At 36.2% G+C, this 12,790-nt stretch carries 15 protein-coding genes; 10 read left to right on the top strand and 5 right to left on the bottom strand.

Annotation, left to right across the window (positions count from 1 at the left end; translation table 11 throughout):
* Positions 1 to 68 precede the first annotated feature (68 nt).
* A complete protein-coding gene (gene def, locus ACHUFV_RS05980) occupies positions 69 to 623 on the bottom strand; it encodes a peptide deformylase (protein WP_394232678.1) in 555 nt (184 codons plus the stop codon).
* Between the two features lie 687 nt (positions 624 to 1,310).
* Between def and pdhA the strand changes: the two genes are divergently transcribed.
* From pdhA to lpdA, 4 genes are all read left to right on the top strand, one after another.
* On the top strand, positions 1,311 to 2,426 hold the full coding sequence (gene pdhA, locus ACHUFV_RS05975; RefSeq protein ID WP_394232677.1) for a pyruvate dehydrogenase (acetyl-transferring) E1 component subunit alpha: 1,116 nt from the start codon (positions 1,311 to 1,313) through the stop codon (positions 2,424 to 2,426).
* A gap of 3 nt (positions 2,427 to 2,429) precedes the next feature.
* Positions 2,430 to 3,407, top strand: coding sequence for an alpha-ketoacid dehydrogenase subunit beta (locus ACHUFV_RS05970; protein ID WP_394232676.1), 978 nt, complete (start codon positions 2,430 to 2,432; stop codon positions 3,405 to 3,407).
* A 125-nt stretch (positions 3,408 to 3,532) separates the two neighbouring features.
* Positions 3,533 to 4,828, top strand: a complete 1,296-nt coding sequence (locus ACHUFV_RS05965) for a dihydrolipoamide acetyltransferase family protein (RefSeq protein WP_394232675.1) — start codon at positions 3,533 to 3,535, stop codon at positions 4,826 to 4,828.
* A 3-nt stretch (positions 4,829 to 4,831) separates the two neighbouring features.
* Positions 4,832 to 6,241, top strand: coding sequence for a dihydrolipoyl dehydrogenase (gene lpdA, locus ACHUFV_RS05960; protein ID WP_394232674.1), 1,410 nt, complete (start codon positions 4,832 to 4,834; stop codon positions 6,239 to 6,241).
* A gap of 69 nt (positions 6,242 to 6,310) precedes the next feature.
* On the opposite strand, the gene ACHUFV_RS05955 is transcribed toward lpdA, so the two are convergent.
* Positions 6,311 to 6,724 (bottom strand): small peptidoglycan-associated lipoprotein, encoded by a 414-nt coding sequence (locus ACHUFV_RS05955; protein WP_394232673.1) that lies wholly within the window; start codon positions 6,722 to 6,724, stop codon positions 6,311 to 6,313.
* Positions 6,725 to 6,910: 186 nt separating this feature from the next.
* On the opposite strand from ACHUFV_RS05955, the gene ACHUFV_RS05950 reads away from it, so the two are divergent.
* On the top strand, positions 6,911 to 7,150 hold the full coding sequence (locus tag ACHUFV_RS05950; protein WP_394232672.1) for a hypothetical protein: 240 nt from the start codon (positions 6,911 to 6,913) through the stop codon (positions 7,148 to 7,150).
* Between the two features lie 61 nt (positions 7,151 to 7,211).
* Here the strand turns inward: ACHUFV_RS05950 and ACHUFV_RS05945 are convergent, their stop codons facing one another.
* The gene (locus ACHUFV_RS05945; protein ID WP_394232671.1) at positions 7,212 to 7,634 is read right to left on the bottom strand and encodes a DUF1885 family protein; all 423 of its coding nucleotides are present in this window, start codon (positions 7,632 to 7,634) and stop codon (positions 7,212 to 7,214) included.
* Between the two features lie 186 nt (positions 7,635 to 7,820).
* On the opposite strand from ACHUFV_RS05945, the gene ACHUFV_RS05940 reads away from it, so the two are divergent.
* Both ACHUFV_RS05940 and ACHUFV_RS05935 read left to right on the top strand, forming a co-directional pair.
* Positions 7,821 to 8,120 carry a DUF3055 domain-containing protein gene (locus ACHUFV_RS05940; RefSeq protein WP_394232670.1) on the top strand — a complete coding sequence of 100 codons (300 nt, stop codon included), beginning with the start codon at positions 7,821 to 7,823 and terminating at the stop codon, positions 8,118 to 8,120.
* Positions 8,121 to 8,314: 194 nt separating this feature from the next.
* Entirely contained in the window at positions 8,315 to 8,437 is a 123-nt protein-coding gene (locus ACHUFV_RS05935; protein ID WP_394232669.1) for a GapA-binding peptide SR1P, read from the top strand.
* Positions 8,438 to 8,526: 89 nt separating this feature from the next.
* Here the strand turns inward: ACHUFV_RS05935 and ACHUFV_RS05930 are convergent, their stop codons facing one another.
* Positions 8,527 to 9,996, bottom strand: a complete 1,470-nt coding sequence (locus ACHUFV_RS05930) for an aminotransferase class I/II-fold pyridoxal phosphate-dependent enzyme (protein WP_394232668.1) — start codon at positions 9,994 to 9,996, stop codon at positions 8,527 to 8,529.
* 324 nt (positions 9,997 to 10,320) lie between these two features.
* Here ACHUFV_RS05930 and ACHUFV_RS05925 point away from each other — a divergent pair, with 324 nt between their 5' ends.
* The gene (locus ACHUFV_RS05925) at positions 10,321 to 10,596 is read left to right on the top strand and encodes a UPF0223 family protein (RefSeq protein WP_394232667.1); all 276 of its coding nucleotides are present in this window, start codon (positions 10,321 to 10,323) and stop codon (positions 10,594 to 10,596) included.
* Positions 10,597 to 10,729: 133 nt separating this feature from the next.
* Here ACHUFV_RS05925 and ACHUFV_RS05920 read toward each other — a convergent pair whose 3' ends face one another.
* Entirely contained in the window at positions 10,730 to 11,353 is a 624-nt protein-coding gene (locus ACHUFV_RS05920) for a YktB family protein (protein ID WP_394232666.1), read from the bottom strand.
* A gap of 231 nt (positions 11,354 to 11,584) precedes the next feature.
* On the opposite strand from ACHUFV_RS05920, the gene ACHUFV_RS05915 reads away from it, so the two are divergent.
* The gene (locus tag ACHUFV_RS05915) at positions 11,585 to 11,779 is read left to right on the top strand and encodes a hypothetical protein (RefSeq protein WP_394232665.1); all 195 of its coding nucleotides are present in this window, start codon (positions 11,585 to 11,587) and stop codon (positions 11,777 to 11,779) included.
* A 187-nt stretch (positions 11,780 to 11,966) separates the two neighbouring features.
* Complete coding sequence (locus tag ACHUFV_RS05910; RefSeq protein ID WP_394232664.1) at positions 11,967 to 12,770, top strand: inositol monophosphatase family protein; 804 nt, start codon at positions 11,967 to 11,969, stop codon at positions 12,768 to 12,770.
* The last annotated feature ends 20 nt before the right edge of the window (positions 12,771 to 12,790 follow it).

Raw genomic sequence — 12,790 nt, 5'->3', positions numbered from 1 at the left:
ATTTACTTTATGGTTCTCTTTTGAAAGAAAAAAAGGGCAGTTTGTCTGCCCTTTATCAGAATAATGGTTTATCGTCCTATTTGTATTGCATCTTCAGGTTCTTTCATCGGATTTGCTTTATCGATATGGTCATAAAACATAATTCCATTTAAATGGTCGATTTCATGCTGAAAAACAATTGCCGGTAGACCCTTCAAGCGAAGCTTTACTTCGGTACCATCTGCACTATACCCTTTAACTGTTATCCTTGCATAACGTGGTACATAGCCTGGATGGGGGTCATCTACTGATAAACATCCTTCCCCTGCAGCAAGATAAGACTTCTCTACAGAATGACTGATAATTTTAGGATTTATGAGAGCGTAGCTGAATAATTTATCATTTTCATCTGTAACATGAACAGCAATCATTCGTTTTGATACATTGATTTGCGGAGCAGCCAGCCCGACCCCAGGACGCAAACCGTATTTTGCCGAGATTTCTGGATCTTGGCTGTTTTGAACGTAGTCCAATAATTCCATTAATATTTTCTTATCCTCTACTGAAGCGGGCAGACTAACTTCAGCAGCAACTTTTCTTAATGTCGGATGTCCGTCGCGAATAATATCATCCATTGTAAGCATGAATAAACACTTCCTTCTAAAAAATCATGTAGTCCAATTTTAACAAAGAAAAGGTAAAAAGTTAATAAAAATGAAATGACATGAATACCACTATGTATCGTACAAAAATAAATAGAAATAATAACATAATGGTCCATCGCAGTAGTAAACACCGCAAATGTAGTGGTAAAGCGATTTGTTATCATAATAATAATCATTATTTATCTTTTCTTATTTTATTGAAATAATATAAGAAAAGATTTTGTTTTTATACAGTCACTTTCCTATAACAGATTGTATTTATAGATTATGTTATATAGTACAGGTAAGGGATAATATTGAAACAGATTGATAATTATTGAGCATACTTTGTGAAAGATTTGTGAAAAACTTTAATCAAATTGGTTGACTCTACTCGGTTTTATAAGTAAACTAATAATGCAGTTCGGAATGTGTATCATAATTTAGTGGTACATTGACTGATACAGTTCACATTATAATGGTATTAATTATAAATGTTATCTTTACCATGAACTAAAAAAGATAGTGTAGGTATTACGAATCAAAGTAAAGATATTTTCTTTGTTTTTATTTATGAAGAGGAATGCATCTATATATTGAAAAAGTTTTTTCTTCTATATAAAAGCTATGATTACTTGATTTTTGGATACTCTATAAACGTCTAAAAGAAACGAAAGGATGACTGGGATGGCTTCTAATATAAAGAATGTACAATTTGATGCTGATGCTCAAATTGAAAAAATTGCTGATCAGTTTCAAATGCTTCAGATTTTAAACGAAGAGGGTCAGGTTGTTAATGAAACAGCAATGCCTGAATTAAGTGATGAACAGTTACAAGAATTAATGCGCCGTATGGTATATACAAGAATACTTGATCAACGGTCCATTTCATTAAATAGACAAGGTCGTTTAGGTTTCTATGCTCCAACAGCAGGACAGGAAGCCTCACAACTAGCTTCTCAATTTGCACTTGAAAAAGAAGATTTTATTCTTCCTGGATATCGTGATGTTCCGCAAATCGTTTGGCATGGCCTACCTTTATACCAAGCTTTTCTATGGTCAAGAGGACATTTTGAAGGCGGTCAAATTCCTGAAGGTGTAAATGTATACGTTCCGCAAATTATTATCGGTGCACAGTATGTTCAAACTGCTGGAGTTGCACTTGGATTAAAGAAACGTGGACAAAAGGCTGTTGCGATAACCTATACAGGTGATGGAGGTACGTCACAAGGGGATTTCTATGAAGGAATGAACTTTGCGGGTGCATTTAAAGCCCCTGCTATCTTTATCGTACAAAATAACCAATTTGCAATTTCAACTCCGCGTGAAAAACAAACGGCTGCCCAAACTCTTGCTCAAAAAGCAGTTGCAGCAGGTATTCCGGGTATTCTCGTTGATGGAATGGATCCATTAGCTGTATATGCTGCAGTAAGCCAAGCGCGTGAGCGTGCAATAAATGGTGAAGGACCAACATTAATTGAAACATTAACTTATCGTTATGGACCACATACAATGGCAGGCGATGATCCAACTCGTTATCGCACGTCTGATCTTGATAATGAATGGGAAAAGAAAGACCCACTTGTTCGTTTCCGTAAATACTTAGAGGGTAAAGGTTTATGGAGTGAAGAAAAGGAAAATGAAGTAATTGATCAGGCTAAAGAGGATATCAAAGAAGCTATTAAGAAAGCTGATACTGCTCCGAAGCAAAAGGTTACAGACTTAATGTCAATTATGTTTGAAGAAATGCCAAACAACTTAAAAGAACAATATGAAATTTATCAAGCAAAGGAGTCGAAATAAGCCATGGCGCAAATGACAATGATTCAAGCAATCACGGATGCGTTACGTACAGAACTGCGCAATGATCCAAATGTATTAATTTTTGGAGAAGACGTTGGCGTAAATGGCGGTGTATTCCGTGCTACCGAAGGACTTCAAAATGAATTTGGTGAAGATCGTGTATTTGATACACCGCTTGCCGAGTCAGGAATTGGCGGTTTAGCATTCGGTTTAAGTTTACAAGGGTACCGTACTGTACCGGAAATTCAATTTTTTGGATTTGTATTTGAGGTATTTGATCAAATTGCAGGGCAATTAGCTCGTTTACGTTACCGTACAGGTGGCAAATTCCATGCGCCTGTAACAGTTCGTGCACCATTTGGTGGTGGAGTGCATACTCCTGATATGCATGCGGATAGTTTAGAGGGTCTAATGGCTCAAACCCCTGGTTTGAAGGTAGTCATTCCAGCTACACCTTATGATGCAAAAGGACTGTTAATTTCTGCAATCCGTGACAATGATCCAGTTGTTTTTCTAGAGCATATGAAACTGTATCGTTCTTTCCGACAGGAAGTTCCTGAAGAAGAATATACTATTCCATTAGGAAAAGCAGAAGTAAAACGTGAAGGTACAGATGTATCCATCATTACTTATGGTGCAATGGTACATGAATCATTAAAAGCAGCGGAAGAGCTTGAAAAAGAAGGATTTTCAGCTGAGGTAATTGATTTACGTACTGTCAGCCCAATTGATATTGATACAATCATTGCTTCAGTTGAAAAAACTGGACGTGCGATTGTCGTGCAAGAAGCACAGAAGCAGGCTGGAATTGCAGCGAATGTTGTTGCAGAAATTAATGATCGTGCTATTTTAAGTCTTGAAGCACCGGTATTACGTGTTGCAGCACCTGATACTGTTTTCCCATTCCCTCAAGCTGAGGCTGTTTGGCTGCCAAACTTTAAAGATGTAATAGAAACAGCTAAAAAAGTTTTAACTTTTTAATTAGATTTTAATGATACATTGCTCTGATAATAGCTGCTATATAAATGAAATAATACACTATTAGAAGGGCATGTATTGTCAGTTTGAACGATAACAAGACATGATATACAGGAGGTTAATTTTCAATGTCCTTTCAATTTAAAATGCCTGATATTGGTGAAGGTATCCATGAAGGTGAAATAGTAAAATGGTTTGTAAAGCCCGGGGATAAAGTCCAGGAAGATGATGTACTATGTGAAGTCCAAAATGACAAAGCGGTTGTAGAAATTCCGTCCCCAGTAGAAGGAACGGTTGAAGAAGTATTAGTAGGGGAAGGCACCGTTGCAACAGTAGGACAGGTTCTGATTAAATTTGATGCTCCTGGATACGAAAATCTACAATTTAAAGGTGACGAAGCAGAAGAAGCGCCACAAGCAGAGGAAGCAAAAAAAGAAGAAACTCCTATTGCTGAAGCTGTTACTAATGCAGGAACAGGTGCGCAGGCTGAAGTTGATGCGAATCGTCATGTAGTAGCAATGCCTTCGGTAAGAAAATATGCACGTGAAAAAGGTGTCGATATCCGTTTAGTTCCTGGAAGTGGCGATAACGGACGTATTTTAAAACAGGATATAGATGCATTCCTTACTGGTGGTGCAGCTGCAAATGTTTCAAACGCAGCAGCAGATCAAGCTGCTCCAGAAGCACAAGCAACAGCAGCGGTAGCTATTCCGCAGGGACAATACCCAGAAACTCGTGAAAAAATGAGTGGTATCCGTAAAGCAATTGCAAAAGCAATGGTAAATTCAAAACATACAGCACCGCATGTTACATTAATGGATGAAGTGGATGTAACAAAGCTTGTTGCTAATCGTAAAAAATTCAAAGAAGTGGCAGCAAATAAAGGGATTAAATTAACTTTCTTACCATATGTTGTAAAAGCTTTAACAAGTGCATTACGTGAATTCCCGGCACTTAATACATCCCTTGATGATGCAACTAATGAAATCGTTCATAAGCATTATTATAATATCGGAATTGCGGCTGATACAGAAAAAGTATTGTTAGTTCCAGTAGTGAAAGATGCTGACCGCAAATCTATTTTCAATATTTCAAACGAAATTAATGAGCTAGCTGTAAAAGCACGTGACGGCAAGCTTGCTCCAGATGAAATGAAAGGTGCTTCATGCACAATTTCAAATATTGGTTCTGCTGGTGGGCAATGGTTTACTCCGGTTATTAATCATCCTGAAGTGGCTATTCTTGGTATCGGAAGAATTGCTGAAAAGCCTGTTGTTAAAGACGGAGAAATTGTAGCTGCACCTGTATTGTCACTTTCTTTAAGCTTTGATCACCGTATGATTGATGGTGCAACAGCACAAAATGCCTTAAATCATATTAAACGTTTACTAAATGACCCAGAACTATTGTTAATGGAGGCGTAATAAATGGTAGTTGGAGATTTTCCAATTGAAACAGATACTATAGTAATTGGAGCGGGCCCTGGCGGGTATGTTGCAGCAATTCGTGCAGCACAGCTAGGACAAAAAGTAACGATTGTAGAAAAAAATACTGTCGGCGGTGTTTGTTTAAATGTCGGATGTATCCCTTCTAAAGCTTTAATTGCGGCAGGGCATCGATATGAAACGGCTAAACATTCAGCTGATTATGGAATCAGCGCTGAGAATGTGACAGTTGACTTTTCAAAAGTACAACAATGGAAAGCAAGTGTTGTCAAGAAGCTGACTGGCGGGGTAGAAGGTTTATTAAAAGGAAATAAAGTAGATATCGTATATGGAGAAGCGTATTTTGTAGATAATAATTCCTTACGTGTAATTGGTGAGAATTCTTCTCAAACATATAATTTCAAAAATGCTATTATTGCAACCGGCTCACGTCCGATTGAATTACCTGCATTTAAATATTCTAAACGCGTATTAAACTCTACAGGTGCATTAGCTTTAGATGAGATTCCTGAGAAAATTGTTGTAATCGGTGGAGGAGTCATCGGCTTAGAACTTGGTGGTGCCTATGCAAACTTTGGCACACAAGTGACAGTCATTGAAGGTGCTGACGATATTTTACTTGGTTTTGAAAAACAAATGTCGTCACTTGTAAAGCGTAATATGAAGAGTAAAGGTGTTGAATTCTATACGAAGGCAAGTGCTAAAGGTGTAGAAGAAACTGAAAATGGTATTGTCTTAACATTTGAAGTTAACGGCGAAGAGAAGAAAATTGATGCGGACTATTTATTTGTTATGGTGGGCCGTCGTCCTAACACTGATGAAATGGGACTTGAACAAATTGGCTTGAAAATGAGTGATAGAGGCATCATTGAAATTGATAAGCAATGCCGTACAAATATCAGCAATATTTATGCAATTGGTGATATTGTTCCTGGACCACAGCTTGCACATAAGGCATCCTATGAAGCTAAAATTGCAGCAGAGGCAATTGCTGGACACGCATCTGAAATAGATTATTTAGGTATTCCTGCAGTTGTATTTTCAGAGCCTGAGCTTGCTTCTGTTGGTTATACTGAGAAACAGGCGAAAGACGAAGGTCTTGACATTGTAGCAGCGAAATTCCCATTTGCAGCAAACGGACGTGCTTTATCACTTGATAGCACGGATGGATTTATGAAACTTATTACACGAAAAGAAGATGGCATTGTAATTGGAGCTCAAATTGCTGGTGCTAGTGCTTCTGATATGATTTCTGAGCTTGGTTTAGCAATTGAGGCAGGTATGACTGCAGAAGATATTGCTATGACTATTCATGCTCATCCAACGCTTGGTGAAATTACAATGGAAACAGCAGAAGTTGCCTTAGGCAGCCCAATTCATATATTGAAATAAAAGTAAAAAGCTGGCTCTTTGAGTCAGCTTTTTTTATATCCTAATTTATATATTATGAAAAAATGCTGTTTAGGATGATCCGGATAATACATTGGCTATTGGTGCAACGATTTCCTCTGTTGTCGCTTTTCCTTCAATTTCTACAATTACCCGATTTCGATAATATACTAATAGGGCAGGGCAACGGTCTATTTCAAATATGTTTGAATACTCATCTAGTTCGGCTGCTGAAAGGATCTTCATGTTTTTCATTTCTTCTGGGTATGCTTTTTTTAATTCGATTATTGCATCATAATAGGAAACCTCTTGTTCTAAAGCCTCATCATCCGAAAAAAATACTATCTGCTTTGTATTGTTGTTAACACTCAATGAATGTTGTGGCTCTTTTCTGTCACAGGAAATAATCAGTAACAGACTAGCGGCCATTAAAAGAATGGGTTTCCCTTTCATGTAACCAAAGCCTCGCTTTACAAGATAAATCAATATCAAAATCCTCTATAGAGAAATTGTTCAATAGTAAGTAGCATTATAATACCATACAAAATTGCCATTATCTGTATTGTTATTCATTTGTTACATAATTGAAAAATAAGTATGGAGGGCTCGACATATATTTACTTTATAAAATATCTAAAGCGTGCTGTGATGCTTTTTCAATGGTGGTGTTGTATGCGGACATATACGGTAATCATCATTCAGTTTATGATTTGGAGTGGCTTTACTTTTATTGAATGGCTTTCAACGTTAGATTGGTATATCTATAAAATTATTATGTTTTTTATCTTTTTGTATCTAGCCGTTGTGATTGGAAATCAATTTATTCGTTCTACGAGAAAAACCATATGTATCACGTTTATTAGTTTAAGTCTATATAGTTTGCTTCATATTGTTTTGTTAAACATATGGTAAAGGTATGTCTTGAAGACATACCTTTACCATATTAATCGAATGTCCCTAACTAAAGGGAATATTATTTTCTTTTATAATAATACATGATGCGCCCATTAAATAAATGAAGTTCACCTTGCAGCTTGTTTGCTAGAAATTTGCATAGTTCATTAGCCTTCCCCTTATCCCCATAAGTTGAGCTGGCAGTAAGGGTAAACTGAATAGATGTTTGTGGGGCATGGTCATTATTGTTAGAATCCTTTTCCTCATCAATACTCAGTTTAATCGAATGGTATCGCTCGTGATTGGACGTTAAAATCAGCTGCTGGTTCATAACCTCTTCCATTTCATAAGGAAAGGCTGCTTGACCATATTGCCAGCTTAGCTGCTCACCAGTTTTTGTTGTGATTTCCTTATAATACTCAAGTAATTCCTTTAACTCATCGATTGTAATGGTTTGCTTTGCTGAAGAAGGAACCAGCTTTATGTAGGCTTGATTTGACATTTCTATCCCCATCCTTTTGATAACTAGTAACTGTAATTGAAATTGTATATATCTTCATTATTTATTCTAACATTGTTTGAAAACTTATGACAATTTTCAAAACATTTTCATAATAAATTGCATAAAATGCTTATATTAAAATATAATAATATTCTAAAGAAAGAACTTTAGAGAGGAGAAATAATAATGGATCTATTTGAAAAATTATACGATGAAGATGAAAAGGTAAAAGTTCGTTTTGTTGGATTTACTACTGAAGCTGCACGTTACGACTTTGGAATAGTCTATACGAACTTATTTTTTGGTAAGCCTCTAGTAGTTTGTATGCAAACTGGCCGTTCCACGCTCCTCGACCCACAAGATCTCGAAGATATAGAATATTTACAGGCAATATTTAAAATAGACGATTTGCAGCAAGCTGCAGATTTAGCAAACTTTTTCTCGGAAGCATTGCCAGGTTTAGCTTATGCACCTGAATATTATTAAGAGTACTACTTAAAAAAACGCTATCGTCATTAGAACAGTAGGTTCCAATGGCCATAGCGTTTTTTTTATATGAGCATAATAAAATAAATGTGTTATACAATTTAGGCTTGATTTTTGAATAGTGTTATATTATTATATGGTTAAAGAAATTAAAACGCTTACGAAAAAAGATTAAATACAAGGGAGATGAAATAATGGGTACTATTGTATGTCAAGATTGCAATTCAACAATTGATTACTTTGAGGATGAAAAGGTATCGGTTCTTTACTCCTCAAATTGTAACTGCGGTAAACACGATCATAAAGAAGAAAAATAATGATTATATAAATAAAAAAGCATGCGATTTGCATGCCTTTTTTTGTGATATATGGCAAATCCAATAATTAACTGGATTTGCCATTTTTTTTATCTAATTGCTCGATGTTCCTTAATAACCCGAAGCATACGGAAGTCGAAATCCTCAGGGCCTTGAACAGGGAGACCTGCGTCTCTGTTCTTTTTAATGTATAATAAATTCTCCTCGGTAATAATTTCGCCTGGAATGAAAATAGGGATGCCTGGGGGATACACCATAATAAACTCAGCGATCACTCTGCCTTCCGATTCATCAAACGGAATAAGCTCAGTTTCGGAGTAAAACGCATCTCTTGGGGAAACAGCCAATACTGGTATTTCTGGAAGAAGTACCTGTGTTTCGACTTTTTCAGCAAGCTCATGCCGTTCCTCTGACAAATGTCTTAATGCGGTAATTAAAATATCTGCTTCCCGTTCTGTGTCACCCGGCGTAATGATACAAAGTATGTTGTATAAGTCAGACATTTCCACTTCAATATGATAGTTTTCCCGTAACCATTTTTCTACATCATACCCAGTTAAACCTAGATTCTTAACGGAAATGATTAATTTGGTTGGATCATAATCATATGCTGCTTCGGATTCCAAAATTTCTTCTCCAACACAAAATACATGTTCAATTTCATTTATTTGTTTTCGAATCATGTTTGCCAGCTCGATGGAACGGTCCACGAGTGCCCGCCCGTTCGTGGCCAGTTCCTTTCGCGCTACATCCAGTGATGCTAATAGTAAATAGGAAGTAGAAGTGGTTGTAAGCATACTTAAAATGGATTGAACCCGTTTATAAGATACCAATTTCCCCTTCACATTAAGAATCGAACTTTGTGTCATAGATCCACCAAGTTTGTGAACACTTGTTGCAGCCATATCTGCACCTGCTTGCATGGCTGATAACGGAAGCTCATCATGAAAATGTATATGCACACCATGTGCTTCGTCTACCAATACAGGAATATCATAGGAATGGGCAAGATCGACAATTGATTTTAAATCGGCGGATATTCCAAAGTATGTTGGATTTATAACTAATAACGCCTTTGCATCTGGGTATTGATCCAGTGCTCTTTTAACGGAATCAATGGTAATTCCATGAGAAATTCCAAGCTCTTTATCAATTTCAGGATGGATAAAGATTGGAATTGCCCCTGACAGGATCACGGCAGACATAATTGATTTATGTACATTTCGTGGAACAATGATTTTATCTCCTGGTCCACAAACGGACATAATCATAGCCATGATGGCTCCACTTGTCCCTTGTACGGAAAAAAATGTGTGATCAGCACCAAAAGCTTCTGCTGCTAAATCTTGTGCTTCCTTGATTATTCCCTTTGGCTGATGCAAATCATCAAGGGGACCAATATTAATTAAATCTATTGACAAGGCATTATCGCCGACAAATTCACGAAATTCAGGTGCAATTCCGCTTCCCTTTTTATGCCCAGGAATATGGAATTGAATTGGATTCTTTTTTGCGTGTTCAATTAAGCCGCTAAATAACGGAGTATGTTGTTGAGACAATTTATTACCACACCCTTTATTAAAATACTTATTGTCTAGAAAAAGAGTTCTAGTGCTAAGCTGAAGTCATAAAACATATGAATTATAGCACTATTAACATTCTTTGCAAAGATAAATTTTAAAAGTATACATAGGAATTTTAATGAATTTTCCACAATGAATACTCTGATTTTTGCTTATAAAAGTTCTTCTATATTCTTTAGTTTCTAAATAATAAAGGAAATTAAACATAAAACGAGAACATTTAAAATAGGAATGTTTTAAATTAGGCGATGGTATGCTATTAATAGTAATGAATGAAATGGAAGGTAAGGGATGAATGAAATGGAATATCAATACCCGATTGATCATGATTGGACAACAGATGAAATCATCGATGTGATTCATTTTTTTGAAACAATTGAAATGGCATATGAGAAGGGGGTCAATCGAGAACAGCTGCTTGAGGTATACAGAAGATTTAAAGAAATAGTCCCAAGTAAAGCACAGGAAAAAAAACTGTGCTCAGAGTTTGAGGAGGTTAGTGGATATTCTACCTATCGAACGATTAAAAAGGGAAAAGAATCTGATTCCGGTCTAATAATAAGAATGCATTCTTGAGTTAGTGCATATAATGAAAAACAAACAAATCCTCCTAATGGGTTATAATTTAGGAGGATTTGTTTCCAACAGTCCCTCGTGATTGCCGATTGCCCCAATGTCTTTTTGTATATGGGAGTGGTAATCTCAAGCCTTATCGGATCAATTTGTATAACGGTAAAATCTGCGAAAACACAAGTTGGATTTTGTCAACCATTTGTTGTCCGGACATAAGAACGGCCTCTTCTTTAGGGATTTGATAACCGCAAAGGATTTCAGCTTTTTTAATCGTTTGTAAACGGACAAACATGTCTGTCAGCTCTTCTTTAGTCAGCTCAGCATGTTTTAAGACATCTGGCTTCATGTGGTCGATTGACCAAACAAAGTTTTTCGGAATGTCATCGTGTATTTGGTTAATCATTGATTGTAGTTTTTTTCCGTAATCAGCCTTTTGTGGCGCTTCATAAATCACGGCAAACCAAATAAAGACATGAGACCCCCATAATCCAATCTGAAAATGTGGTAACATCTTATAACCTCTTGAATTGTTGGCAAATGCTACCCATGTATCGTTTGGTGGATTCACTTTTCGACGTGCATGCTTCGCAACATGGGCAAACATTTCTTCTCCAGTCATAACAGATAATGTTGGAGCGAAGTGTTCTCCGAGTGCATCTAGTTTCGGACGGATATGTGTAATTAAAGCATCCATACGATTCTCTAATCCATCTATAGAAAAAACTTCAAAGTCTGATTCTGTAAATCCTGTGAATGTCATATTAGTAACCTCCTGGTCATGCTTTGACAAATATTTTATCACAAACATCATGATACAAGAAGAAAGTTAACCTTGGAATTGTTTAAAATGGGTTTTAAAAAGGGAAAAGTGAATTTAGATAGGCAAGTGTGCAAATTTGTTGCAAGAATAAGAATAACCACATAATATAATAATACAAATAATCAGATTTCTATCAGTTGGATAAATAAAATTGGAAGGGGTGTACTGTCAATGAAACAAGTGATGAATTCAGTGAAAAAGAAAGCAATAGAAAAGGAAAGAAAAGCTGTTTTAAGGTTAGAAATGGATTATGAATTGGCTGTATTGTTTGAGGCGATGGGTGAAAACAACGAAAACAAGAAAAAAGAAAGTAAAGAAAGGCTTGAAAGAATTAGACAGGAACTTCTTATTTTAAAGGCTCTGTAAAAAGAAAAAGGAGAAAGAGAGAGAAAATGAAGAATATATTTCATATTTAGAAACGAACTCTGTTAGCAAAAAAGAGTTCGTTTTTTATGTTTGGTCATACTAAAAATTAGTTCTAAATAATAAAATAGCTTACAATAAAAACAGTCTTAATCCATTTACAGAATTTGATTGATGGCGGAGGTAAAGCATGACAAATTGGTCCGATATTGATATAAAGGCAAAAGGCTGGATTATGGAAGCTGCACAAATCATAAAGGATTCATTTAATCTAACATTGGATATACAAACAAAGTCAAATCGAAATGATTTGGTCACGGAAATTGATAAAAAAATAGAGCAGTTTTTTATTGAAAGGATTCGTAAAACGTATCCAGAGCACAAAATAATTGGTGAAGAAGGTTTTGGTGATTCACCTGAGACAACAGATGGAGTTATTTGGTTAATAGACCCAATTGATGGAACAATGAATTTTGTTCATATGCAGCGGAATTTTGCGATATCCATCGGTATATATGAAAACGGAGTTGGGATGGTTGGGTTAATCTATGATGTTGTAAGGGATGAACTATATCATGCTATCAAGAATAAAGGGGTTTACATGAACGAGCTTCCATTAAGACCTTTAGAAGCAGTCCACTTGTCTGAGAGTATCATTGGACTAAATGCTACATGGGTAACGGAAAATCGAAGAATTGACCCGAATATTCTTGCTCCACTAATTAAAGAAGTGAGGGGAACAAGATCCTACGGTTGTGCAGCTCTTGAGTTTGCTTATGTGGCTGCGGGCAGGCTTGATGCGTATATTTCACTGCGGTTACAACCATGGGATTTTGCGGCCGGTAAGATCCTAATTGAAGAGCTAGGTGGAACTGTTAGTGATTTAAGAGGGAGACCGCTAAATTTGTTGGAACAATGCTCCATTTTTATTTCCAAACCAGGACTGCATGATGAAGTGTTTAGGAAATATTTGCATAATGGTGAATGGAAATAATAAAAATTTTATGAAGTTAA

The sequence above is a fragment of the Niallia oryzisoli genome (assembly GCF_043641075.1).
In the GTDB taxonomy this organism is placed as follows: Bacteria; Bacillota; Bacilli; order Bacillales; family Cytobacillaceae; genus Bacillus_BD; species Bacillus_BD oryzisoli_A.
The sequence above is the reverse complement of the archived record's forward strand: the minus strand, read 5'-3'. Positions and strand labels throughout refer to the sequence as shown.